This window comes from Streptomyces sclerotialus (assembly GCF_040907265.1).
In the GTDB taxonomy this organism is placed as follows: domain Bacteria; phylum Actinomycetota; class Actinomycetes; order Streptomycetales; family Streptomycetaceae; genus Streptomyces; species Streptomyces sclerotialus.
Window position 1 is genome coordinate 6,885,978 of record NZ_JBFOHP010000002.1, and the last position, 21,924, is coordinate 6,907,901.

Annotated in this window: 24 protein-coding genes; 10 read left to right on the top strand and 14 right to left on the bottom strand. The window is 71.4% G+C overall.

The window, feature by feature from the left end:
- Positions 1 to 2: 2 nt before the first annotated feature.
- The gene (locus AAC944_RS30305; protein WP_030620457.1) at positions 3 to 1,463 is read right to left on the bottom strand and encodes a peptide MFS transporter; all 1,461 of its coding nucleotides are present in this window, start codon (positions 1,461 to 1,463) and stop codon (positions 3 to 5) included.
- Between the two features lie 173 nt (positions 1,464 to 1,636).
- Complete coding sequence (locus AAC944_RS30310) at positions 1,637 to 2,611, bottom strand: DMT family transporter (RefSeq protein WP_030620460.1); 975 nt, start codon at positions 2,609 to 2,611, stop codon at positions 1,637 to 1,639.
- A gap of 71 nt (positions 2,612 to 2,682) precedes the next feature.
- Here AAC944_RS30310 and AAC944_RS30315 point away from each other — a divergent pair, with 71 nt between their 5' ends.
- The 3 genes from AAC944_RS30315 to AAC944_RS30325 all read left to right on the top strand — a co-directional run bounded on the left by AAC944_RS30315 (position 2,683) and on the right by AAC944_RS30325 (position 6,881).
- Positions 2,683 to 3,519: an AraC family transcriptional regulator gene (locus AAC944_RS30315; protein WP_030620462.1), complete on the top strand. Its 837-nt coding sequence runs from the start codon at positions 2,683 to 2,685 to the stop codon at positions 3,517 to 3,519.
- 403 nt (positions 3,520 to 3,922) lie between these two features.
- A complete protein-coding gene (gene proP, locus AAC944_RS30320) occupies positions 3,923 to 5,449 on the top strand; it encodes a glycine betaine/L-proline transporter ProP (RefSeq protein WP_037772876.1) in 1,527 nt (508 codons plus the stop codon).
- Between the two features lie 385 nt (positions 5,450 to 5,834).
- Entirely contained in the window at positions 5,835 to 6,881 is a 1,047-nt protein-coding gene (locus AAC944_RS30325; protein ID WP_368396516.1) for a hypothetical protein, read from the top strand.
- Positions 6,882 to 6,906: 25 nt separating this feature from the next.
- Here AAC944_RS30325 and AAC944_RS30330 read toward each other — a convergent pair whose 3' ends face one another.
- The 3 genes from AAC944_RS30330 to AAC944_RS30340 all read right to left on the bottom strand — a co-directional run bounded on the left by AAC944_RS30330 (position 6,907) and on the right by AAC944_RS30340 (position 8,408).
- Positions 6,907 to 7,275: a DUF397 domain-containing protein gene (locus AAC944_RS30330; protein ID WP_037772877.1), complete on the bottom strand. Its 369-nt coding sequence runs from the start codon at positions 7,273 to 7,275 to the stop codon at positions 6,907 to 6,909.
- Between the two features lie 75 nt (positions 7,276 to 7,350).
- On the bottom strand, positions 7,351 to 7,560 hold the full coding sequence (locus tag AAC944_RS30335; protein WP_030620476.1) for a DUF397 domain-containing protein: 210 nt from the start codon (positions 7,558 to 7,560) through the stop codon (positions 7,351 to 7,353).
- Positions 7,557 to 8,408: a helix-turn-helix domain-containing protein gene (locus AAC944_RS30340; RefSeq protein ID WP_030620478.1), complete on the bottom strand. Its 852-nt coding sequence runs from the start codon at positions 8,406 to 8,408 to the stop codon at positions 7,557 to 7,559. Before AAC944_RS30340 ends, AAC944_RS30335 begins: the two co-directional genes overlap by 4 nt.
- A 239-nt stretch (positions 8,409 to 8,647) precedes the next feature.
- Here AAC944_RS30340 and AAC944_RS30345 point away from each other — a divergent pair, with 239 nt between their 5' ends.
- Positions 8,648 to 9,058: an ATP-binding protein gene (locus tag AAC944_RS30345; protein WP_037772878.1), complete on the top strand. Its 411-nt coding sequence runs from the start codon at positions 8,648 to 8,650 to the stop codon at positions 9,056 to 9,058.
- A gap of 45 nt (positions 9,059 to 9,103) precedes the next feature.
- Here AAC944_RS30345 and AAC944_RS30350 read toward each other — a convergent pair whose 3' ends face one another.
- The 5 genes from AAC944_RS30350 to AAC944_RS30375 form a co-directional block, all read right to left on the bottom strand.
- Positions 9,104 to 9,880: a class I SAM-dependent methyltransferase gene (locus AAC944_RS30350; RefSeq protein WP_030620484.1), complete on the bottom strand. Its 777-nt coding sequence runs from the start codon at positions 9,878 to 9,880 to the stop codon at positions 9,104 to 9,106.
- Between the two features lie 344 nt (positions 9,881 to 10,224).
- Positions 10,225 to 10,728 (bottom strand): DUF3995 domain-containing protein, encoded by a 504-nt coding sequence (locus AAC944_RS30355; protein ID WP_107054213.1) that lies wholly within the window; start codon positions 10,726 to 10,728, stop codon positions 10,225 to 10,227.
- Between the two features lie 121 nt (positions 10,729 to 10,849).
- On the bottom strand, positions 10,850 to 11,164 hold the full coding sequence (locus tag AAC944_RS30360; RefSeq protein ID WP_030620489.1) for a hypothetical protein: 315 nt from the start codon (positions 11,162 to 11,164) through the stop codon (positions 10,850 to 10,852).
- A 251-nt stretch (positions 11,165 to 11,415) separates the two neighbouring features.
- Positions 11,416 to 11,943, bottom strand: a complete 528-nt coding sequence (locus AAC944_RS30365; protein ID WP_078888804.1) for a transposase domain-containing protein — start codon at positions 11,941 to 11,943, stop codon at positions 11,416 to 11,418.
- A 202-nt stretch (positions 11,944 to 12,145) separates the two neighbouring features.
- Positions 12,146 to 12,727 (bottom strand): TerD family protein, encoded by a 582-nt coding sequence (locus tag AAC944_RS30375; protein WP_030620493.1) that lies wholly within the window; start codon positions 12,725 to 12,727, stop codon positions 12,146 to 12,148.
- Positions 12,728 to 12,898: 171 nt separating this feature from the next.
- Between AAC944_RS30375 and AAC944_RS30380 the strand changes: the two genes are divergently transcribed.
- Genes AAC944_RS30380 through AAC944_RS30390 form a run of 3 tightly spaced genes read left to right on the top strand, consistent with a single transcriptional unit; the run spans position 12,899 to position 15,632 of the window.
- The gene (locus AAC944_RS30380) at positions 12,899 to 13,537 is read left to right on the top strand and encodes a helix-turn-helix domain-containing protein (RefSeq protein WP_037772879.1); all 639 of its coding nucleotides are present in this window, start codon (positions 12,899 to 12,901) and stop codon (positions 13,535 to 13,537) included.
- Positions 13,538 to 13,544: 7 nt separating this feature from the next.
- Positions 13,545 to 14,279 (top strand): ribonuclease H family protein, encoded by a 735-nt coding sequence (locus AAC944_RS30385; RefSeq protein ID WP_030620497.1) that lies wholly within the window; start codon positions 13,545 to 13,547, stop codon positions 14,277 to 14,279.
- A gap of 60 nt (positions 14,280 to 14,339) precedes the next feature.
- Positions 14,340 to 15,632, top strand: a complete 1,293-nt coding sequence (locus tag AAC944_RS30390; RefSeq protein WP_078888806.1) for an amidase family protein — start codon at positions 14,340 to 14,342, stop codon at positions 15,630 to 15,632.
- Here AAC944_RS30390 and AAC944_RS30395 read toward each other — a convergent pair.
- Entirely contained in the window at positions 15,616 to 16,458 is an 843-nt protein-coding gene (locus tag AAC944_RS30395) for an alpha/beta fold hydrolase (protein ID WP_030620503.1), read from the bottom strand. The two genes, AAC944_RS30390 and AAC944_RS30395, sit on opposite strands and share 17 nt — an antisense overlap.
- A 230-nt stretch (positions 16,459 to 16,688) precedes the next feature.
- Between AAC944_RS30395 and AAC944_RS30400 the strand changes: the two genes are divergently transcribed.
- On the top strand, positions 16,689 to 17,510 hold the full coding sequence (locus AAC944_RS30400; RefSeq protein WP_030620506.1) for an alpha/beta fold hydrolase: 822 nt from the start codon (positions 16,689 to 16,691) through the stop codon (positions 17,508 to 17,510).
- A gap of 18 nt (positions 17,511 to 17,528) precedes the next feature.
- Here AAC944_RS30400 and AAC944_RS30405 read toward each other — a convergent pair whose 3' ends face one another.
- A complete protein-coding gene (locus AAC944_RS30405; RefSeq protein ID WP_051872144.1) occupies positions 17,529 to 17,936 on the bottom strand; it encodes a four-helix bundle copper-binding protein in 408 nt (135 codons plus the stop codon).
- A 56-nt stretch (positions 17,937 to 17,992) separates the two neighbouring features.
- Positions 17,993 to 18,481, bottom strand: a complete 489-nt coding sequence (locus AAC944_RS30410; protein ID WP_078888807.1) for an STAS domain-containing protein — start codon at positions 18,479 to 18,481, stop codon at positions 17,993 to 17,995.
- A 210-nt stretch (positions 18,482 to 18,691) separates the two neighbouring features.
- Between AAC944_RS30410 and AAC944_RS30415 the strand changes: the two genes are divergently transcribed.
- Together AAC944_RS30415 and AAC944_RS30420 are read left to right on the top strand one after the other, a co-directional pair.
- Positions 18,692 to 19,111, top strand: coding sequence for a DUF3662 domain-containing protein (locus AAC944_RS30415; RefSeq protein WP_030620515.1), 420 nt, complete (start codon positions 18,692 to 18,694; stop codon positions 19,109 to 19,111).
- 27 nt (positions 19,112 to 19,138) lie between these two features.
- Positions 19,139 to 19,906 carry a dienelactone hydrolase family protein gene (locus tag AAC944_RS30420; RefSeq protein ID WP_037772881.1) on the top strand — a complete coding sequence of 256 codons (768 nt, stop codon included), beginning with the start codon at positions 19,139 to 19,141 and terminating at the stop codon, positions 19,904 to 19,906.
- 21 nt (positions 19,907 to 19,927) lie between these two features.
- On the opposite strand, the gene AAC944_RS30425 is transcribed toward AAC944_RS30420, so the two are convergent.
- Positions 19,928 to 21,565: a penicillin-binding transpeptidase domain-containing protein gene (locus AAC944_RS30425; protein WP_030620520.1), complete on the bottom strand. Its 1,638-nt coding sequence runs from the start codon at positions 21,563 to 21,565 to the stop codon at positions 19,928 to 19,930.
- Positions 21,566 to 21,924: the final 359 nt, after the last annotated feature.

Genomic DNA, 21,924 nt, shown 5'->3' on the forward strand with positions numbered 1-21,924 from the left:
GGTCAGACGGCCGGGCCTCGGGCCGCTGACATGCGGCGGGTGAGCGCGGGCGCTGCGGTGAGCAGGAGGATGCCCAGGGCCACGCTCACACCGCCGACCACGCCGAAGTACTGGGCGGCGCTGTGGCGGTCGTAGAGGCGTACGACCTGCGCGGATATCCCTTGCGCTGCCGCGTTGGAGGCGAGCCACAGCCCCATTGTGCGGCCGCTGAACGCGGCGGGCGCGAGGCTCGTGGTCACCGACAGGCCGATGGGGGAGAGCAGGATCTCGCCGACGGTGACCACGGCGAAGCTGCCGAAGAGCCACAGCGGGTTGCTGCGGCCGGGCTGCAGCGCCGGGTGCACCAGCAGGGCGTACGACAGCCCGGCGAGCACCAGCCCGAGGCCGAACTTCGCGGGCGCGCCGGGCTGCCGCGGGCCGAGCCGCATCCACAGCGCGGCGGCGAAGGGCGTGAGGCAGATCAGCACCAGCGACCCGGTCGACTGGAACCACGACGAGGGGATGGGGAAGCCCAGCGCGTCGAGGTCCGTGCTCCGGTCGGCGTACTGGGCCAGCACGCTCGCCCCCTGTTCCTGGATGAGCCAGAAGAACACGGCGGCGACGAAGAGGGGGAGGTAGGCCCGGACACCGGCCCGCTCCCGGGCGGTCGTGCGCGGGCTGCGCAGCATGTGCGTGAAGAGTACGACCGGCAGGGCGACGGCCGACACGCTGATGACGTCCACGACCAGACCGGCGGTCAGGGCGCCGCGGGCGGACAGGACCAGCGCGGCGGCGACCAGGACGGCCGGCGCGGCCAGGAGCCCCACGAGGGGGCCGGCGCGCAGGTCGGCCCGCCGGAGCGGATGGGCGGGGCGGAGGTCGGCCGGGCTGAGGTGGCGGCGGCCGCGTACGTAGACCAGCAGGCCCACGGCCATCCCGGCGGCGGCGACGCCGAACCCGAGGTGGTAGTCGTACCGCTGCCCGAGCGTGCCGACCACGAGGGGCGCGAGTACCGCACCGACGCTGATGCCCATGTAGTACAGGCTGAAGCCCGCGTCCCTGCGGGAGTCGTCGGCGCCGTAGAGGCTCCCCACGGACGTGGACACATTGGGCTTGAGGAGCCCCGTACCGGCGACGATGCACACCATCGACGCGTACAGCGCGGGCGCGCCGGCCGGCACCGCCAGGCAGAGATGGCCGCACATGATCAGCACACCGCCGTACAGCGTGCCGCGCCACGCGCCCAGCAGCCGGTCGCTCACCCAGCCGCCCGCGATCGCGGCCAGGTAGACGGAAGCGCCGTACACGGCGATCAGGGAGGTCGCGGTGGCGCGCGGAATGCCGAGGCCGCCGTCGGCGACCCGCTCGTACATGTAGAAGAGCAGGATGGCGCGCATCCCGTAGTACGAGAAGCGCTCCCAGGCCTCGGTGAAGAACAGGACCGCGAGCCCTTTGGGGTGTCCGAGGAATCCGGTGTCCGGCACGGGCCGGTCCCCGGGTCTCCCGTCGGGGCCCGGGGACCGCTGCCGCTGTGCCGCGCGTCGTTCCGTCATCTCGTCGCCGCCTCCGTTCCGTCGGACGACGGCTCCAGTGCCCCGTCACGCGCGAGATATGGCGGTGCCCGAGGGACGTACCGGATGTGGCGGCGCCGCAGCGGTCACCGGCGCGCCGGCTCACCGGGAGGAGCCGGTGCGGAGGGCGCCGGCGCGGACGGGCGGCGCCACGGCAACCGGCCCTGTGTCGCGGCGAGTACCGCACCGCACAGCAGCACCACCGCGCCCACGGCCTGTACCGCGCCGAAGGACTCGCCGAGGAAGAGCGTGCCGCAGAGGGTGTTGATCACGGGGACGGTGAACATCATCAGGGAGGCCGAGGCGGGGCCCACCGCGGCCACTCCGCGGTAGTACAGGAGGTTGGCGACGGCGGCGGCGCCCAGCGCCAGGTACACCGCGTTCAGCCAGACGCCCGACGGCAGTTCGCCCCAGTGCACGTCCGGTACGGCGGGTGCTGCGACCAGGCCCAGCAGTACGGCGCCCGCGCAGGTGGCGTACGTCGTGGCGCGCAGCGGGTCGACACCGGCCAGCACGCGCGGCCCGGCCAGCGTGTACGCGGCCCAGCACGCCGCGCTGAGCAGGAACAGCGCGTCACCGGCGAGCCGCGTCGGGCTTCCCCCGGCGCTGCCGCCCGCGCCCAGGAAGAAGATCACCGCGCCGGTGAGCCCGAGCGCCAGCCCCGCGAGCCGCGCCCACGAGGCCCGTTCGCGCTTGGTGACCAGCAGGAACAGGCTGGTGAGTACCGGGCTCATCACCGGTATGAGAATTCCGGCATCGAGGGAGGGCGCGAGCGAAAGCCCCCAGAAGAAGGCGCTGTTGTAGGCGAAGACCCCGAGGACGCCCGCCAGGGCCGCACGCCGGCCCGCACCCGGCGGTACGGCGGCCTCCTTCCGGCGGTCGCCGAGCAGCCGCAGCGCCACCAGCAGCGCCAGCGCGGCACCTCCGAAGCGCAGCAGAGCGGCGACCGAGTGCGGTACGTACTCCACCACCGACTTGGAACTGGCGAAGGCGCTGCCCCACAGCACCATCGTGACCGACAACATCAGATACGGGCTGTGCACGCCCTTCTTCCCTGGCATGCCCCGACTCTGGCCCCCGGCACCCCGCCCCGTCTTGAACGCTGGTGCGCGCCCCGGGCCATAATGCGTCCATGGCGACGCACGGCAACTGGGTGCGGTACTGGCGGGACGGCACCCGTCCCGTGGAGGCCATGCACGCACACTTCCGTGACCACGTCTACCCGCCGCACAGCCACGACACGTACTCCTTCGGCATCACCGACGCCGGCGCCCAGCGCTTCCGCTGCCGCGGCGGCGCGCACACCAGCGGCGCCGGGATGGTGATGGCGTTCAATCCGGACGAGGTGCACGACGGCCGGGCCGCGGCGGAGCTGGGCTACCGGTACCGCATCGTGCACCTCGGCCCCTCCGTGGTGAGCGAGGTGCTCGCCGACGTCACCGACGGCCGGTCCGGTGCCCTGCCGCTGTTCCCGCACCCGGTGCTGACCGACCCCGCGCTCGCGGACGCGCTGGCCCGGCTGCACGCCGCGCTGGCCGGGACCACCGATCCGCTGATCCGCGACGAACGCCTGACCGCCGCCGTCACGGCCATGGCCCGCCGCGGTGCCACCGGCTCGCGGCCCGCGGCCCTCGCCGTGCGTACGCCCACCGACCGGGCGCGGCGCCAGGCCGCCCGGCGGGCGCGCGCGTTCCTGGACGAGCGGTACCTGGACCCGGTGCCCGCCGAGCTGCTGGCGGCCGCCGCCGGCTGCAGCCGGTTCGCGCTCTATCGGGCCTTCCGTGCCGAGTACGGCCTCGCCCCCAGCGACTACCAGCGCCAACTGCGCCTGCGCCGCGCCCGGTCGCTGCTGCGCACCGGCGCGACCCCGGCCGAGGCCGCTGCCGCCACCGGCTTCGCCGACCAGCCCCACTTCACCCGCTGGTTCCAGCGGGTGTACGGGGTGACTCCCGCGGTGTTCCGCGGCTGACCCGGGAGGAGCACCCCCGGTCGGCCGATCGCGGCGCGCTCGGTGCGACGCGTCCTATCGGGTGACGGAGAGTCCGGCGCGCGCGGCGCCGCCCGACCGGAACCGGAACCCCCGCAAGGTCGTTTGCCTGCGTCCATGCGGGTAAGGCGGGGACAGGTGGGAGCTTACGGTACGCACGGCGCGCGAGTTGGCAAACAGTGCCCAGTGGGGCAAAGCGGCAATAGGATGACGAAAGCGTGCCAGTCGTTGCGGTCATCCGCGCTCCGGACGGCACCCGCCCATGCCACCCGACCGACGACGAGTACGCGGAGCCATGAAACACGGGCAGAACGAACGATCCAGGCAAGCGCGCAAGGCAACGCAGTCCGCCGGGTACGGATCGGGCAGCGTACGGACCGAGCGCATGGTGCGCACGCTGCTGCGCCGACGTAAGAGTTCGGTGGACCCCGAGGACGTCACCGTCGTCGACAAACCCCAGGTCAGGCGGGCGGTGTCGGCCGCGGCGCTGGGCAACACGATGGAGTGGTTCGACTTCGGCGTCTACGCCTACGTCGCCGCCACCCTCGGCAAGGTCTTCTTCCCCTCCAGTTCGCCCGGCGCGCAGGTGATCTCCACGTTCGCCACGTTCGCCGCGGCGTTCCTGGTGCGTCCGCTCGGCGGCCTGGTCTTCGGACCGCTGGGCGACCGCATCGGCCGGCAGCGGGTGCTCGCCGCCACCATGATCATGATGGCGATCAGCACCTTCGCGGTGGGCTTCCTGCCGAGCTACGACGCCATCGGCCTGGCAGCGCCGCTGCTGCTCCTCCTCTGCCGGCTGGTCCAGGGCTTCTCGACCGGCGGCGAGTACGCGGGCGCCACGACGTACATCGCCGAGTACTCACCGGACCGCAAACGCGGCTTCCTCGGGAGCTGGCTCGACTTCGGCACCTTCGTCGGCTACTCGCTCGGCTCCAGCCTCGTCACCGTGCTGACCGCCGTGCTCAGCGAGGACCAGATGCTCTCGTGGGGCTGGCGCATCCCCTTCTACGTCGCCGGGCCGCTCGGCCTCATCGGCCTCTACATGCGGATGAAGCTGGAGGAGACCCCGGCCTTCCAGGAGGTCGAGGCCAAGCACAAGGAGGCGCAGGACGGCGGCACGGAGGAGGACCCGGTCGAGCAGGCCCGGATGTCCGGCAAGGGCCGTCTGAAGGAGCTGTTCACGCACCACTGGGAGGCCATCCTCATCTGCATGGGCCTGGTGCTGCTCTACAACGTGACCAACTACATGGTCACCTCCTACCTGCCCACCTACATGACCAGCACCCTCGGCGAACCGAGCCTGACCGCCCAGCTGCTCGTCCTCGGCACGATGGTCCTGGTCGTCCTGACGATCACCACCGTCGGACGGTCCTCGGACCGCTTCGGACGCCGCCCGATGTTCCTCTGGGCAGGCGCCGCGATGGTCGTACTGGCGATCCCCGCCTTCCTCCTCATCAAGCAGGGCGGCATCCTGATGCCCGCCATCGGCTGCGTGATCCTCGGCCTGCTGCTCGTCTGCTTCGCGGGCACGAGCGCGTCCACGCTGCCGGCCCTCTTCCCCACCCATCTGCGGTACGGCGGCCTCTCCGTCGCCTTCAACGTCTCCGTCTCGCTCTTCGGCGGTACGACCCCCCTGATCGCCTCGGCGATGGTGGAGTCCACGGGCGACAAGATGGTGCCTGCCTACTACCTCATGGCGGCCGGCATCATCGGTGTGATCTCGGCGTTCTTCCTGCGCGAGACCGCCGGCAAGCCGCTCCGCGGCTCCTCGCACATGGTCGAGGACGAAGCGCAGGCCCGCCAGCTGGTGGCCCACAGCCGCACCCGCGCCGGCCGCCGCGCCCGCGACGTCTGGATCGGGCTGCGCCACGGCCGGCTGCCACGGCACCACGAGCGGAAGGGCGACGAATAACCCCATAAGGTCTCCCTCCTGTGCCCGCCGGTCCTTGCCCGACCGGCGGGCACGGATGTACTTGAGGGCAGAGTGCGTACGGGTGACGTGGCCGGGCGGGGCCGGGGCCCAGTCCAGGGACTACGGTGACCGGTGGGACCGCGGCGGCCGACGGCATGTCGCGGTCGAACGCATGCGCCAGCAGGAAAGTGAGTGGGACTTGGTTACGCGTCGGCGTCTACTGGCACTGTCGGGCGGGGCGGCTCTGGTGGCTGCGGGGTGCTCGACTCCGGCCGGTGGAAAACGGTCAGCGGAACACGACACCGGCCAGGACGTCGCCGGAAGAAGCGCGGCCGCGGCACCGAGCGGCGCGCTGGGGGCGAACTTCAACGAGGACCCCGACAGCGTGACGTTCGACGAGCTGAGCGACCTCACCACCGGCTGGCTCCGTGGGTTCGTGCCGATGCCCGAGGTCAAGGCCGACGCCACCCAGCAGCGGGCCGTCAAGAAGCTGCTGGACGCCCGGAAGCAGGGCTATCGCACGGTGCTGTCGCTGAAGTTCCCGTACAACAACCGGGCGCTGCCCCGGCCCGACAGCCCCGACATGACCGCCGAGCTGGACCGGGTCGACCGCGTCCTGCACGCCGTCCTCGACACCGTCGACGTCCTGGCCATCGGCAACGAGCCGTTCATCGAGAGCGTGCAGCAGGACCGCGACTCGGGCGCGCTGAACGCCTTCTACGAGGAGGTCGCCGCACACGTCATCGCGTACCGCAAGAAGCACTTCCCCAAGGGCTGCCGCACCCACCTCTACATGGGCGCGCTCAATTTCCTCGACCAGCCGGACAAGCGCACGAAGGCCACCGACCGCTGGCTGGCCTACGCGCGCGCCACGCCGGAGATCGAGGGCGCGTACATCCACCCCCATGTGGACGGTCCCGAGAAGGTGCAGGCCTACCTCGACTACACCTTGCCCCGGCTGCGCAAGGACCAGAAGTTCCTGGTCACCGAGTTCTCTCTGGTGCGGCTGTGGAAGCAGCACCTGACGGACACCGTCCCGGCCGAGTACGCGAGCCGCTACCACCTCGCGCCGGACACCCCGGTATGGCAGGTGATCAAGGATGCCCTCGCGCACCCCGTACCGGCGAAGCAGTGGCAGGACTTCCTCGCCATGAGCCCCTGGTTCGAGAACCACAAGCACTTCCTGCGGAACCAGGTGCAGAAGTTCCGGGACACCGGGCAGCTGGCCGTGGCGACGTACGGCGTGACCCAGGCCGCCGCCATGGCCCAGGACTTCGGGCCGCAGAAGGACCCCTGGCTGCTGAACAGCCTCTACGCGAACCGCACCGTGGAGCGGCCCGAAGGCGGCCTGCCGGCCCACAACTACGGCTTCTTCGACGACTTCCGTGCCCTTCAGCGGCCCCAGGACCGCCGCCCGGTCAAGAAGTCCTGACGCGCACGAAGGCGGCGCCGCGCGGTCACCCCCGCGCGGCGAACGCGACGAATGCCGCCCATCCGGCGGGGCCTATGGACAACACCGGCCCCGCCTTGTCCTTCGAGTCACGGATGCGGACCATGTCGGCACTCTGCGCCACCTCTACGCATTCGCCGCCCGAGCCGGTGCTGTAGCTGCTCTTGATCCAGGCCTGCTCGGCGAACTCCACGAAGGCCGCCCATCCGGCTGGGGCTATGGACAACACCGGCCCCGCCTTGTCCTTCGAGTCACGGATGCGGACTTTGCCGGCGCTCTGCGCCATCTCTACGCATTCGCCGCCTTCACCACTGCTGTAGCTGCTCTTGAACCAGGCCCGCTCGGGCAGTGCCCCGACGCATTCGTTGACGCTCATCTCGCTCCCAGCAGCTTCTCGACGTGGGCCAGCGACTCTCGGGGGCGGGACGCCGCCCCCCGTTGCCGTGCGCGGTCACCCCCGCGCGGCGAACGCGACGAATGCCGCCCATCCGGCGGGGCCTATGGACAACACCGGCCCCGCCTTGTCCTTCGAGTCACGGATGTGAATCGCTTCCGCGCTCGCCACCATCTCGACACAGTCGCCGCCCTCAGCACCGCTGTAGCTGCTCTTGAACCAGGCCGACTCGGCAACGGTCGTCTGTCCGAGTTCTTCGACGTTCATACCTCTCCCAGCAACTTCTCGACGAAGGCCAGCGACTCACGCGGAGTGAGAGCCTGCGCACGGATGATCCCATAGCGCGCCGCAAGGGCATGGACCGCTTGTCGGTCGGTCACCAGTGTGCTCCGCCCTTGCGCCTCCATGTAAGCGACCTGCTCGCCTCCTCGCCGAGTCAGTACGGTGAAGGGTCCGTCCACCCCGGCGTTGTCCTCTTGGTCGAGTGGCATGACCTGGATCTCGACGTTGCGCTTCTGGCCGGTGAGCAAGATCTGTTCCAGTTGTCCCCGCTGGACCAGCTTGCCGCCGAGAGGACGTCTCAGCACGGGCTCCTCCACCACGAAGCTCAGTAGAGGGGCAGGTTGCCTATGGAAGATGTCCTTGCGAGCCAAACGTGCGGCGACCCGTTGCTCGATCGTCTCCTCGTCCAGGAGCGGCCGCCGCATTGCCAGGAGTGCCCGCGTGTACTCCTCCGTCTGCAAGAGCCCTTTGACGACATGGGTGTCGTACGAATTCAGCTCAACCGCCTCCGCCTCCAACCGCGCCGCATCGCGGAAGAACGCCGGGTACTGTGCCCGCGCGACCTCCTCCTTGCCGGCCTTCAGGATTCCGCCCGCGTCCAGTACGTCGTCCACCTTGTCGATGAACTTCGGGGGCGGAATGCGGCGGCCCTGCTCGAACGAGGCGATCGTGGACGCGGAGTACCCCGTCAGCGCTCCGAGCCGGGACCGCTCCATCCCCGCACGCAGACGGCACAGTTTGAGCTGCTGCCCGAAGACGTGCAGCGTGCCTGAGCCGGGTTCGTACTCGTGCTCGCCTGCGCCCTCGTGCCCCGGCAGCTGCTGATCGTCCATGTACCGACCCTCCCGCACCGTTGCGAGCCACGCGTTCGTAGCCCCAACGCGCAGCTCCGTCCACGGGCACGCGTCGTGCCGCGTACAAGACCTGCGCCGACGCGTACAGTCCGTACCCGTCAGCGCCTCCCTGCTGGTCACCGTACGCACACGCCGGGAGGGTCTCTCGCATGAACGGAGCAATTCCTCCTTACGTGACAGCGGGACGGCAACCCGCAGCCGGTGAGCGTGACTTCGGTATGCGGTTCACCTCCACCCCTAGAGGCGCACGCCTCGCACGGCGGCTCGTCTCGCACCGGCTCGACGACTGGGGCCACCCGTACGACTCGACGGCCAACGAGGTGGTGACCCTCATCGCCGCCGAGCTGGCCGCGAACGCCGTGCGGCACGGACACGTACCGGGGAGGGACTTCCATCTGCGGCTCACCGAAGAGGGCGGCGACAGGCTGTGTGTCGAGGTGACCGATACCCGCGGTGAGCGGATGCCCGATCCGGGGGCCCCGGTCGTCGGCGGAGTGGCCGAGGCCCCCGCGGACGCCGAGTCCGGTCGGGGGCTGCTCCTGGTCGCGGCGCTGGCCGACGCCTGGGGGATGCGGCCGCGCGCCGGGGCACCGGGGAAGACGGTGTGGGCGCGGTTCCGCGCCCGCTGACCGGTCGTGCGCTGGACTGGACAGCGCCCCGGAACCGCTGACCGGTCAGGGCGCGGTGACGCGGATCTTGGACTGGCCGTGCCGGCGGGTCTCCCAGTCGTCCATGAAGCGGGCCGTCAGGCCGTGCTTCGCGGCGAGATCGACGAGGGTCTCGGTGCGGTAGTAGAAGTCCTCGCGCAGGACGTGGTGTTCGGTCCCGGTGGTGCGGTCGAAGGTGAAGTCGAAGAAGCCGCCGGGGGCGAGCACCCGTCCGACGTGGGCCAGGCACTCGTCGATGACCTCGATGGGGGAGTGCGAGAAGACGCTGTGCGCGTGCACGACGTCGAAGTGCGCGTCGGGCAGGAAGTCCAGGGTCAGGTCCTGCGTGATGGTCAGGTGCGGGAGCTTGGCCTGGAGGCCCTGGGTGGTCAGCGTCTGCTTGGCGGAGATGAGGATGTCGGGGGAGATGTCGATGCCGTAGTAGTTGCCGGTGTCGAGGTACTCGATGAAGTGCCACCCGGCGCGGAGGTTGCCGCAGCCGATGTCGAGCATGCGGGACTCCGGCTTCAGGCCGTGTTCGCGGAGGTAGTCGAACTGCATCCGGCCGAGCGCGAGCCAGCGGTCGTGGGTCTGGCTGCCGACGGCGGCCTCGGGGTTGCGCCGGGTGTCGGACGCCATGACGGCCCGGTAGTAGCCGACGTGGTCGGGGTGCTTGAAGGCCAGCCAGCGGTCCCGGGCCGCCCGCTTGACGTACGGCGCTATCCGCTGCGGGTGGCCCATGGCGTACCGCACTTTGTGGGCGAGGGCGGCGCGGTTGGCGACCAGGTTCTTCTTCGAAGCCATGCGTAGTTCTCCAACGTGAGGCGGGTTCGCCGGATGCCGGGGACTATACATGCCACGTATACATGCGATGTATAGATGGGTGGGGTGGAGGGCGGTGGAGGATCGCGGTACGGGTGCGGTGCGGGCGGTGGGGGCCTCGGGAGGCCGATGCGGTTGTAAGTGTCGCGGCCACGAACGTCTGCCGGAGGCAGGTGAAGCGCTGATCGCCTGGGCCGCCATCACCTTCACGACGCGCCGGCTCACCCGCCTGCAGGGTCCGTCCCGCCGAGCGCCGTGACGTGCCCACGATTACGTGATGATGCCGGAGGCTGCCTGATCCGGACCGTCAATCGTGGCGAGTCGGTTCAGACAGCGGCAGCCGGGCGACGCCGGTGGCTTCCCCAGGCGGCCAGCCCGAAGACCAACCCTCCGAGGACGAACCATGGATTCCACAAGACCAGCGACCAGAATCTCTGCTCCGCGCTGACGGAACTGTCCAGAAACGCGGCATCGGCCAGTATGACGACCTCGATCGCAAGTCCGCGGATCATGAGCAGCGCGGCTGCCCCCCAGCCCAGGCACTTCACCGCTGCTCCGAGAAACCCTGACAGTGATGACCGGGTGAGCAGCCACCCCAACATGCCACCGACCAGGCACAAAGCTGCCATGCCCCACAGACCGAGCGCAACGAACCACAGCGGACGTTCGCTGGCCAGTTCCTGCCCGGCAGAGACGCTCAGGCCACGCGCGCCCCCCACAGCCCAGTAGACATGCAGACCGGCGAAGAGGATCGCCCAGCAGCACGCAAGGCGACCCCACAGGCCGCCGGTTGCCGTTCCCGTCCCCATGCAGCCTTCCGCCCCCATCATGACGACCGCTGTCCGTGAAGATCCGCAGCTTAACACCCCCGATACGACAGGCAGTTGAGCGGCCCTTTGCCCGAACCCGGGCCGGGACACAGGACGTCTCGGGCCGACGTCACGCCACTGTTCACTGTTCTCGCGCATCGCCGTCCTGACGGCGAATGTGCACCGTTCCGGCGTCCAGGTCCACACGAAGAGGCGCTGGTGGGTCTGCTGCCGGCCGGACGTTCTTGCGCACACGTTCCTGTTCCATGGCCCGCTTGGCGGCCTGAGCCCCAGGGCTGCCTTCCTGTACGAGATCGACGCCGATGGACGACAGGCGCTTGGTCTTGCGCCAGTAGATCCAGCCCCGGGCCTCCATCGCCAGCAGAACGCGATCCGCCAGGAACACCGCAACGCACAGCGCGATCACCACGCCCGCAACCCAGAACAGCGTGCCCATCAGTCAGCGACCGTGTCCCGGTCGGCCGGACCAGTGGTCAAGACGCCATCGCGAGCAGCGAGGACGCCGCTGAGACGGCCGATGACGTCATCACTGTCCACCAGGACCTGGCCCGGGATGGCGACCATCACTCCGCTGAGGGCGACCGTGCGGCTGTAGGCGGGCGGTAAACCTTTGAGATCTGTAAAGCTCACCATGACGCTGCATCATGCCACCACCCTGCGACGGCAAAGGGACGCCAAGCAACGGGCTCAGACGCAGGCACTCAGGGCGGCGGGTTCTGCTGCCCCTCGCATGCCGGCCTCCCGGCCCGGCGGGTGCTCTTCGGCTTGGATCGCGTGCTTGGGCAGGCTCGGCCCTCTCGTGCGGCTCGGAGCCGGACCTCTTTGCCCGGCCGCGCCATCGACAGGCACGAGCCGCCCGGAAGTTCCTCCTGGGCGGTGCCGAGGTGGTTGGACTGGAGCCTGACCAGCAGATCCGCGCCCGCCAGGTGAAGGCGTGAGCGAACTCGACCGACCAGAAGCCGCGGTCAGCGATGACCAGGTCTCCGAGGCCGCTGGAGCTGGCCAGCGGGTAGGCGAGGCTGCGTTCGCCGTCGCGGTGCGGAACACGGTCTCCAGCACGTCCTCCCCGAGGCGGGAGCGAGCCCGGTGCAGCGACGACCGGTTCACCCGCGCGACGGCCCGGCTTCCTGGGATACCGCTGGTCAGCATCCGCAGCACCTCCTCGTACGGCTCACGGGCGAACGGACACAGGGCCAGGACGAAGTACCCGACCAGCGGGGTGCCGGCAGCAGGCGACGCCGCCGCTCGGCCCGGTCGTGCTTGGCTGTCGCCGCGTCGACCAGCTCAGCGGTGAATACCTTCGTCAGGATTCCGATCCGCACCCGCCGGCCCGCTCCCCACCCCGTCACACGCGGGGCAACGACCGCCACGGCTCAAAAGCAACCGCATTGGCCTCGGAAGGCCCTCACCGAGGCGGTCAGAGCAGGCGGCTGATGGCCGGCATCAGGTCCTGGAAGGTGCGGCCGGTGGCCGGCTCGCCGAGGGCGGTCATCTGCCAGGTGGTGCCGGAGCGGTACACCTTGGCCATGATCTGGGCGGTGTGCCGGCCGCCGCCGGTGAGCGTGTACCGGGCCAGCTCCTGGCCGGTGGACTCGTCGATGAGGCGGCAGTAGGCGTTCTGCACCTCCTCGAAGGTCTGGCCGGTGAAGGAGTTCACGGTGAAGAAGATCTGGTCGACATTGGCCGGAACCCGCCGCAGGTCGACCGCGATGGACTCGTCGTCGCCCTGTCCGGTACCTCCGACGAGGTTGTCCCCGCTGTGCTGCACCGAACCGTCGTTGCTGGTCAGGTGCTGGAAGAAGACGACGTCGACGCCCTGGCCGCCGGCGAACAGCACCGCCGAGGCGTCCAGGTCGATCTCCCGGGCGCCGGCCAGCTTCGCGAAGAAGCCCTTGCGCTGTGCGGCCTGCCAGCCCAGGCCCATGCGTACCGTGCTGAGCGTGCCGCCGTCGGACTTGCTCAGGCTGATCTGCTGGCCCTTGTTCAGGTTCACGGACATTCGGAGAAGCCTCGCTCGTGTCGGGGTCCCGGCGGTGGGTGAAGCCAGGTCGGTATCTACAGCAGTGTAGAGATCGGTAAGGGCGGCCGGTGGGGGGAGTTCGGCGTGAACGGCCACGCGGCGGCACCGATCCGGCAAACACCGTTGCTGTTCCCGGGATGCGGCGGTGCAATGAACGGCGTGCAGCACTCACCCGCCATCGCCCAGGCCCTCACCGAGGTCGGCCCCCGCCTCAAGCGTCTGCGCACCCGGCGCGGCGTGACCCTGGCGGAGCTCTCCGCGGCCACCGGCATCTCCCGGAGCACCCTGTCCCGGCTGGAGTCCGGCCTGCGCCGCCCCAGCCTGGAACTGCTGCTCCCCCTTTCCCAGGCCCATCAGGTCCCGCTGGACGAGCTGGTCCGCGCGCCCGAGGTGGGCGATCCCCGCATTCGTCTCACGCCGCAGCACAAGAACGGCAACGTCGTGGTGCCGCTCACCCGGCAGCCCGGCCCGCTGCAGACCTTCAAGATGGTCCTGCCGGCCGGCCGGACCACCCCGGAGCTGTGCACGCACGAGGGGTACGAGTGGCTCTACGTCCTCTCCGGGAAGCTGCGGCTGATCCTGGCCGATCACGACCTGGTGCTCACGGCGGGCGAGGCCGCCGAGTTCGACACCCGGCTGCCGCACTGGTTCGGCGGCACCGGTGACGGCCCGGTCGAGCTGCTGAGCCTCTTCGGACGCCAGGGCGAGCGGATGCACGTACGCGCCAGGCCCGCGCCGAAGGCGGAGCGCACGGGCCCGGACGCGAGGCGGTCCGCCGGGCTGGGATGATCGGTCCATGGCTGAACGTGTGATCGCCGCGTGTGACGGGGCGTCGAAAGGAAATCCCGGCCCGGCCGGCTGGGGCTGGGTCATCGCCGGTGAGGCGGGCGAGCCCGCCCGCTGGGAGGCAGGACCGCTGGGCACGGCGACGAACAACGTCGCGGAACTCACCGCCCTGGAGCGGTTGTTGACGGTGGTCGACCCGGACGTGCCGCTGGAGGTCCGGATGGACTCCCAGTACGCGATGAAGGCGGTCACCACCTGGCTGCCCGGCTGGAAGCGGAAGGGCTGGAAGACGGCCGCCGGCAAGCCGGTCGCCAACCAGGAGCTGGTCGTCCGCATCGACGCGCTGCTCACGGGCCGCTCCGTGGATTTCCAGTACGTTCCCGCGCACCAGGTGGACGGCGACCCGCTGAACGACTTCGCCGACCGGGCCGCCAGCCAGGCCGCCACCACTCAGGAGGCCGCCGGCAGCGAGCACGGCTCCCCGCACCCGCCGCCCGCCCCGGCCTCGGCCCGCCGCCCTTCCGCGAAGTCCTCCGGTGCCGGTACCCGGCCTTCCGGCACGGGTGCGAAGTCCTCCGCCGCGTCGAGGCGGCGTACCGGGGCGGGCTCCTCCCGCACGCTCAAGGCCAAGTTCCCCGGCCGCTGCCGCTGCGGACGCGCCTACACGGCGGGCGAGCAGATCGCCAAGAACCCCGAGGGCTGGGGCCACCCGGCCTGCCGTACGCCGGCGGGTGGCGAGGGGTAGTCGGCGCCCGGTCCGCCGGTGGCCGCGCCCGGCTACCCTCGGGCGCTGAGGGGGCAGGCCATGCTGAACGAGAACGCCGACGAACCGCTCACCGGATCACCGTCCGGCCCGGACGGCTTCCCGTCGCTCTCCGCGGTGGAGATCGCGGCTGCCGTACGGGCACGGACTCTCGGTGCCGTCGATGTCGTGCGCGCCGCACTGGAGCGGATCGCGGCGGTGGAGCCGGAGCTGCACGCCTTCACGGAGGTGTGGGAAGCGGCGGCGACGGAGCGGGCCGCCGAGGTCGACCGGGAGGTCGCCGCCGGCGCGTACCTGCCGCTCGCGGGGGTGCCGCTCGGCGTCAAGGGCCCGCGCGGGGCACGGGCCGCGGCGGCGCGGGCCCTGGTGGCAGCCGGCTGCGTGCCGGTCGGGGCGACGTCCGTGCCGGGGCCCGGTACCGCGTGGCAGACCTGGGGGATGGGGGCCGGCGGGCGGACGCGTAACCCGTGGCGTGCCGACCGGACGCCCGGCGGCTCCTCGGCCGGTTCGGCGGCGGCGGTCGCGGCCGGGCTCGTGCCGCTGGCGACGGGCAGCGACGGCGCGGGCTCGGTGCGGATACCGGCCGCCTGGTGCGGGGTGTTCGGGCTGAAGGTCACCAACGGTCTGCTGCCCTCGCCGGACCGTACGGGGCTCGCGGCGCCCGGAGTGCTCGCCCGGAGCGCGGCGGACGTGGCGGCGTACTGGAACGTGGTGTGCGGCGGCCGGGGCGGTACGGGCGAGTGGCGCGGCCGGGACGGGGCGGGCCGCCGGTGTGCGGGAAGCCAGGACGGGGCGGGCCGCGTCGGCGCCGGGGGCTTGCCCGTCGCCGCGCTCTGGTCCGCCGACCTCGGCTTCGCGGCGCCGGACCGGGAGCCGGCCGAGATCGCCCGCCGGGCGGCCGAGCGGCTCGCGGAGGCGGGGGTCGTCCGGCTCGTGACGGACGAGCCGGTCCGGCTGACCGATCCGGGCGCCGCCTGGCAGGCGCTGCGGACGCCGGGCGCCGACCGGGCCGCTGCGGAGCGGGTACGCGCGGACAACGACCGCCGGCTCGCCGCGCTCTTCGGCCGCGTGCCACTCCTGCTGACCCCGGCCACCCCGAATCCGCCGCATGGCCACGAAGGGCCGGGCGAACGGTACAGTACGGCGCTGACCTGGTCGTTCAACCTCAGTGGGCATCCGGCGGCCAGTGTTCCCGCGGGGTTCGGCGCGGACGGCTGCCCGGTGGGCCTGCAACTCGTGGCCCCGCACGGAGCCGAGCCCCTCCTCCTCGCCGTGGCCGGGGCGGCGGAGCGGGCCGCCGGGCTGCGCGCCCGGTCCGTCATGCCGGTGCGGTGAGGAAGTCCAGCAGCACGGAGAGCAGCGGCACGGGCGCGTCGAGGGGCACCAAGTGCCCGGCGCCCGGGATCAGTTCGAGCCGCGCACCCGGAATGGCCGCCGCCAGTTCGTGGGCTTTGGCGACCGGGATCCAGGTGTCCTCCGCGCCCCAGCAGACGGTGACGGGGATGCCGATGCCGGCGTACTTGTGCTGGATCTCGTCGGTGTAGCGCTGGTCGGCCTGGGCGATCTGCCGGTAGAAGGCCGCCTGGCCCGTCTCGCCGGACCAGGGCCGCACCAGTTCCTCGGCGGCGTCCTCGCGCAGCCCGCGGTGGCTCGCCGAGCGGACGTACTCCCGGACCAGCCCGAGGTGCAGCGCGGGCGGCAACTGCGCGAAGACCGGGCCGTGTTCGCCGACCAGCCGGAAGAACGGCGATCCCCAGGGCGCGAGTGCCACCGGGTCGACCAGGGCCAGCCGGCGGTACGGGACCCCGTGCAGCAGATGGGCCCGCAGGGACACGGCCCCGCCGAAGTCGTGCGCGACGACGGAGGGGCGGGACAGCTGCCAGTGCGCCAGGAGTTCGGTGAAGACCTCGCCCTGGGCCGCGAGGGAGACGTCCTGCCCGTGGTGCTTCTCGGACGCGCCGTAGCCGGGCATGTCCCAGACGAACACCTGGTACCGCCGGGCCAGCGCGGGGGCGATCTCCTGCCAGACGTACGACGAGAAGGGCGTGCCGTGCAGGAGCACCACCGGTTCGGCGTCCTCCGGGCCGAGCCGTTCCCAGCGCACCGCGCCGGCGGAGCTCCGGAAGGTCCTGCTCAACTGCCATACGGGGGCGCGGGTCATCGGGCCGGTCCTTTCCCGGGGAAGCGGTGTGCGTAAGGAGAGTAATTCATTTCAAGCCTTACCGCGAGCGGATGGCCGGTGGCAGGGGAGGGCGTAGGCAAAGTACGCCGCGGGTTCGGGCGCGGAGTGGTGTGCGGCGGGCGTACGGGCGTCTAGGTTCGGGCCGTGCGGACGGACGGACCCGTGTCGTGCGGACGCATACCACCGCGCCGTACCTGATGGAGGCAGTCATGGGGACGTTCACGACGGCGGACGGCACCGAGATCTTCTACAAGGACTGGGGCAGCGGACAGCCCGTCGTCTTCAGTCACGGCTGGCCGCTCAACGCGGACGTCTGGGACAGTCAGTTGTGCCTGGTGGCCGAGCACGGCTACCGCGGCATCGCGCACGACCGCCGCGGGCACGGCCGCTCCGGACAGCCCTGGCAGGGCAACGACATGGACACCTACGCGGACGACCTCGCCCGGCTGATCGAGATCCTCAACCTGCGCGACGTGGTACTGGTCGGGCACTCGACGGGCGGCGGGGAGGTCGTGCGCTACATCGGGCGGCACGGTACGGCGCGGGTCGCCAAGGTCGTGCTGCTCGGCGCCGTGCCGCCGCTGATGCTGCGGACGGAGGCCAACCCGGAGGGCGCGCCGGCCGAGGTGTTCGACGCCATCCGCGAGGGGGTGCGGCGCGACCGGTCGCAGTACTACCAGGAGCTGAGCGCGTCCTTCTACGGCGCGAACCGGCCGGGCGCGGCCGTCCCGCAGGGCACGCGGGACGCGTTCTGGCTGATGTGCATGACGGTCGGGCTCAAGGCCGCGTACGACTGCGTCGAGCAGTTCTCCGCGACGGACTTCACCGAGGACCTGCGCCGCATCGACGTGCCCACGCTCATCGCCCACGGCGACGACGACCAGATCGTGCCCATCGGGGCCGCCGCACAGAAGGCGGCCCCGATGGTGAAGGACGCGGTGCTGAAGGTCTATCCGGGGGCACCGCACGGCCTGACCGGAGATTACGAGGAGGCCTTCGACAGGGACCTGCTCGCCTTCCTCAGGGACTAGGCCGGGTCGTCCGGGCGGTCAGCCGGGCGGCGTGCCCAGGAGGCGGCGGCACATCTCGGCGCAGCGGCGGGTGGTCTCCGCGCAGATGCGGCAGTGGGCGTGGTGGCCGGCGTGCTCGTTGCACAGTTCGTGACTGCGCTCGCAGGCCACCAGGCAGGCCTCCAGCTGGGTGTGGACGAGGGTGTCGTCCGGTCCGCTGCCGCGCGTCAGTACCCGGCGGGTCACCCCTGCGACGTCGGCGCAGTCCAGGTCGCGGCTGATCGAGGGCGCCAACTGCATGGCGTCCGACTCCGCCAGCATGCCCGTCGCGCAGGCGGTGACGGCCTCTTCGCACTCCTGCAGGACATCGACCGCATCGGCGAGGACGGCGCTGTCGAAACCGCCCTTGGCGGTCATGGTGTCGAACAGTTCACGGGTCTGGAGCATGGCCCCTCCTCGGTTCCGCGGCGAGGCGGCGGGCCTGCTCGGTCCTCCGGCGCGCCTCAGCCTGCTTCCACGCTAGACCTGCCGCACGCCGCCGGGGCCTCCTTCGCGGAAGGTTCCGTGCGGCCCGGAAGGCGCTCGGCGGCCAGCCGGGGCCGGGCCGTCGGCGGGGGCCAGGCCGGGCGCTGGTCCGGGGGGAGGGCGGCCAGGGCCAGGGCGACGGTGGGGAAGGTGCGCAGCAGCCGGCCGGTGCCGGTCAGGTGCAGTACGCGGACGACGTTGGGGCGGACCCCGGCCAGCAGCAGCCTGCCCTGCCGCCGTTCGAGGAGCCATCGCACGCTCAGCAGACAGTTCAGGCCGCGCGAGTCGCAGAACGTGAGCGCTGAGCAGTCCAGGACGACGTGGCGGTGGCCGCGGTCCAGGAAGGTGCCGACGGAAGTGCGGAAGAGCTGCTCGGTGCAGTGGTCGAGCTCGCCGCTGATCTGCAGGACCGCTCCGGCGTCGCAGGACGCGAGCGCGGTCATCTCTAAGCCGTCGGGGAGCGGCATCTGGCTACCTCATCGTGCGGGGGAGATGTGAGCTACTCTCACGTCGGTGACAGTAGCGGGTCTTGTTCTTGGAAAGCGTGTGATTTCCTGCCAAGCGTGGTAATGGCTGGAATACCGCGCACGGTGATCACGCTGTGACTCCGCGGTCGATGTCCGCAGGGGGCGTTTCCCTCCGGCATGAGGCGTTTCATCCCGGGCACCCGCCCCCGCATGGGACTGCTCACGCAATGGGAAGACGCGGTGGAACACTGGGAACACACGCTGGTCAACAGGGTGTTCCGCAGCGATCCGGTGCAGCTGGTCAACGCCCTGCAACGCGAGTGTGACGATCACGCCGTCGTGTGCAGCGAGAACCGGATACTGGTGCCCAACGCCTACGACGTGGAACTGGACCCGTACGTCCACAAGCGGCTCGGCAAACGGGACGAGGTCGTCGGGCAGGCGCTGACGGACGCCCTGGCCCGGCACGCGGCGGAACACGGCTACGAGTGGGCGGGGCCGCTCACCGTTCACGTCGCCGAGTCCACACATCCGCTCGCCAACGGGCGCTACCGCATCACCAGCCAAGCCTTGCCGAACATCCCCCCGGACGCGTTCGACGACCCGGCGTCGGTGCATGATGCATCTTGAACGTCCGGTACTCGGTGAGGAGACAACGTGGAAGCGAAGACGGAATCCAGGTCGGTGACGATCAGCACGCCGGACGGCTCGTGCGACGCCTTCGTCGCGCACCCGGCGGGTGCGGGGCCGTACCCCGCCGTACTGTTCGTCATGGACGCCATCGGCCTGCGTCCCGTGCTGGAGGGCATGGCCCGCGAACTCGCCTCGCACGGGTACTACGTCCTGGTGCCGAACCTCTTCTACCGCAACGGCCCGGCGCCCGTCGTGGAGCTGTCCGACCTGAGCCGGCCGGAGCAGCGGGAAGCCTTCCTGCGGCAGGTCATGCCGCTGGTGCACGGGCTGACGCCGGACCTGGCGCTGTCCGACGCCGGCAGCTACCTCGACTTCCTGGCGGCGCAGGAGGAGGTCCGGCCCGGCCCGGTGGGGCTGACCGGTTACTGCATGGGCGGCGCGCTGGCCCTGCGCATCGCGGCGCGCTACCCGGACCGGGTGGCCGCCGCGGCGAGCTTCCACGGCGGTCACCTCGCCACGGACGCGCCGGACAGCCCGCACCGGCTGGCCGGTGACATCGGGGCGGAGCTGTACTTCGGGCACGCCGCGCAGGACGACGCCATGAACGCCGAGCACATCTCCCAGCTGGAGGCGGCGCTCGACGCGGCGGGTACGACGTACCGCTCCGAGGTGTACCCCGGCACCGTCCACGGCTTCACCATGTCCGACACCGCCGCCTACAGCGAGGCGGGCCTGGCCCGCCACTGGGAAGCGCTGCTGGACCTCTTCGCCCGCACGCTGCGGCCGGCCTGACGGTACGTCGGCGACGCGGCGCTACCCGGCGCGCAGCACCTGCGCGACGACCGGGCCCGCCGCGTCGCCGCCGTGACCGCCCGACTGGACGAGCGCGGCGGCCGCGAGGTCGTCGCTGTAGCCGGTGAACCAGCTGTGGGACCGGGACTGGCCGTCCTTCTCGGCGGAGCCGGTCTTCGCGCCCTTGTCCCCGCCGACGCCCGCCATCGCGGCCGCGGCCGTGCCCCGGCCGGCGGTCGCCGCGCGCATCATCTGCCGCAGCTGCCGGGCGACGGACGGGGACAGCGGGCGTGCGGTGGCCAGGGTCCGGCCGTCGAGCGCCTGCGGTACGAGGACCGGCTGCCGGAACCCGCCGTTGACGACCGTAGCGGTGACGGACGCCATGGCCAGCGGGGACATCTGGACCTTGCCCTGCCCGATGTACGAAGCGGCGGTCTCCACCCCGGCCGACTCCGGGACGTTGCCGTCGAAGGACGGTACGCCGGTCTGCCAGTCAGCGCCGAGCCCGAAGGAGTCGCGGGCCGTCCTGCCGAGCGCCGTACCGGCGACGCCCCGGTCGTTGAGCGGCTTGACCGCCTTGATGAACGCGGTGTTGCAGGACCGGGCGAAGGCGTCGGTGAGGGTGCCGTCCTCGATCCGGAAGTCGTCGAGGTTGTGGAAGGTGTAGCCCTCCCAGGACACCGTGGCCGGACACGCTGCCTTGCCGTCCGCGTCGCCCACGCCGTTCTCGATCATCATGGCAGCCGTCACGATCTTCATGGTGGAACCGGGCGCCACTTCGCCCAGCAGCGCCGCGTCGTAACCGTCCGCGCGGTTGTTGGCCACCGCTCGGATCTCGCCCGTGCTCGGCCGGACCGCGACGACCGACGACTCCGGGTACGCCCGCACCGCCCGTTCCGCCGCCGCCTGCACCCCCGCGTCCAGCGTGGTGTGCAGCGTTCCGGCCCGGCCCTTGCGCAGGGTGAGCAGCGTGCGCGCCGACTCTCCCGCCGCGTCCTCGATGCGCAGCTCGACGCCGCGCGTACCGCCGGCCTTCTTGCCGTACTTCTCCCGCAGGCCGTCGAGGACCGGACCCAGTGAGGGGTACCGCTCCTCGGTCAGCGGCCGGCCCCGGTGGTCGACGGCCCGGATCTCCGCGGCCCCGGTCACGCCCGTCACCAGGTACTCGCCGTCCTTCAGCTGCGGATGCAGTACCGAGGGCCGCCAGTCCACCAGCGGCTTGTGCGTGGTCCGGCCCCGTACGATCCGCAGCTCCGACGCGTACGACAGGGGAGCGGTCCGCCCGTCGTACGACACCTCGGCCTTGACGGTGTACGGAACGGTCGTGCCGCTCCGCCTGCCCGGCGTGATCACCACATGGGTGAGGTGCGCCTGGTCATGGAATCCGGCCAGTTCGGTCCGGGCGACCGCCTGGTTGTCGGTGAGCGCGGCGGCGGTCGTGCTGTCGCCCTTCGCCCACGCGGTGAGGAAGGCGGTGGCCGTCTCCGTCGTCTCGTCGGCGCTCGGCGGCCCGGTCCGTACCGGCGCCGCCTGTGCGCTGCCGCCCTGGCCGCCGTACCCCATCACCCCGCTGACCAGGTTGTAGCCGCCGTACAGCACACCCCCGGCCACCACCGTCAGCACCCCGCCGACAATGCTGATCTTCACCCCGCTGCGCATCCGCGCTCCCTCCCCTGAGAGCCCCCTGAACAAGTTCGAAGGAGCCATGGGACGCACGGTACGGGGCGGACAGGAGGACAAAGAGGTTCGAACGGGCATTCGTTACCGGATAGCGATCACGGGGAGCGGCCGCGGCACCGGAGCCGGGCGGCCCGTGCGGCGGCGAGGCCCGTCTGCTCGGCACCGAGCGGGTGACGGCGTCCGGTGCCGCGCACGACACGTCCGCCGGGGCCCCGTCGTACTCGACCGAGCACTCCACCTCGTGGTGCGCGCAGAGGACTTGGGCCAGCCGCACGAGCGCGGTGGTGTCCCCGCCGCGCCCCACCCGGTGCAGATCGACGACGACCGTGCCGCTGCCG

Excerpts from the sequence above, each read along its gene's own strand:
- AAC944_RS30390 (WP_078888806.1), top strand. The coding sequence starts at position 14,340 with ATGCTGAACGAGAACGCCGACGAACCGCTCACCGGATCACCGTCCGGC.
- AAC944_RS30355 (WP_107054213.1), bottom strand. The coding sequence starts at position 10,728 with ATGATGGGGGCGGAAGGCTGCATGGGGACGGGAACGGCAACCGGCGGC.
- AAC944_RS30415 (WP_030620515.1), top strand. The coding sequence starts at position 18,692 with ATGGGACTGCTCACGCAATGGGAAGACGCGGTGGAACACTGGGAACAC.
- AAC944_RS30380 (WP_037772879.1), top strand. The coding sequence starts at position 12,899 with ATGAACGGCGTGCAGCACTCACCCGCCATCGCCCAGGCCCTCACCGAG.
- AAC944_RS30405 (WP_051872144.1), bottom strand. The coding sequence starts at position 17,936 with ATGCTCCAGACCCGTGAACTGTTCGACACCATGACCGCCAAGGGCGGT.
- AAC944_RS30330 (WP_037772877.1), bottom strand. The coding sequence starts at position 7,275 with ATGAGCGTCAACGAATGCGTCGGGGCACTGCCCGAGCGGGCCTGGTTC.
- proP (WP_037772876.1), top strand. The coding sequence starts at position 3,923 with ATGGTGCGCACGCTGCTGCGCCGACGTAAGAGTTCGGTGGACCCCGAG.
- AAC944_RS30350 (WP_030620484.1), bottom strand. The coding sequence starts at position 9,880 with ATGGCTTCGAAGAAGAACCTGGTCGCCAACCGCGCCGCCCTCGCCCAC.
- AAC944_RS30315 (WP_030620462.1), top strand. The coding sequence starts at position 2,683 with ATGGCGACGCACGGCAACTGGGTGCGGTACTGGCGGGACGGCACCCGT.
- AAC944_RS30340 (WP_030620478.1), bottom strand. The coding sequence starts at position 8,408 with ATGGACGATCAGCAGCTGCCGGGGCACGAGGGCGCAGGCGAGCACGAG.
- AAC944_RS30375 (WP_030620493.1), bottom strand. The coding sequence starts at position 12,727 with ATGTCCGTGAACCTGAACAAGGGCCAGCAGATCAGCCTGAGCAAGTCC.
- AAC944_RS30335 (WP_030620476.1), bottom strand. The coding sequence starts at position 7,560 with ATGAACGTCGAAGAACTCGGACAGACGACCGTTGCCGAGTCGGCCTGG.
- AAC944_RS30400 (WP_030620506.1), top strand. The coding sequence starts at position 16,689 with ATGGGGACGTTCACGACGGCGGACGGCACCGAGATCTTCTACAAGGAC.
- AAC944_RS30385 (WP_030620497.1), top strand. The coding sequence starts at position 13,545 with ATGGCTGAACGTGTGATCGCCGCGTGTGACGGGGCGTCGAAAGGAAAT.
- AAC944_RS30425 (WP_030620520.1), bottom strand. The coding sequence starts at position 21,565 with ATGCGCAGCGGGGTGAAGATCAGCATTGTCGGCGGGGTGCTGACGGTG.
- AAC944_RS30360 (WP_030620489.1), bottom strand. The coding sequence starts at position 11,164 with ATGGGCACGCTGTTCTGGGTTGCGGGCGTGGTGATCGCGCTGTGCGTT.
- AAC944_RS30345 (WP_037772878.1), top strand. The coding sequence starts at position 8,648 with ATGCGGTTCACCTCCACCCCTAGAGGCGCACGCCTCGCACGGCGGCTC.
- AAC944_RS30410 (WP_078888807.1), bottom strand. The coding sequence starts at position 18,481 with ATGCCGCTCCCCGACGGCTTAGAGATGACCGCGCTCGCGTCCTGCGAC.
- AAC944_RS30395 (WP_030620503.1), bottom strand. The coding sequence starts at position 16,458 with ATGACCCGCGCCCCCGTATGGCAGTTGAGCAGGACCTTCCGGAGCTCC.
- AAC944_RS30310 (WP_030620460.1), bottom strand. The coding sequence starts at position 2,611 with ATGCCAGGGAAGAAGGGCGTGCACAGCCCGTATCTGATGTTGTCGGTC.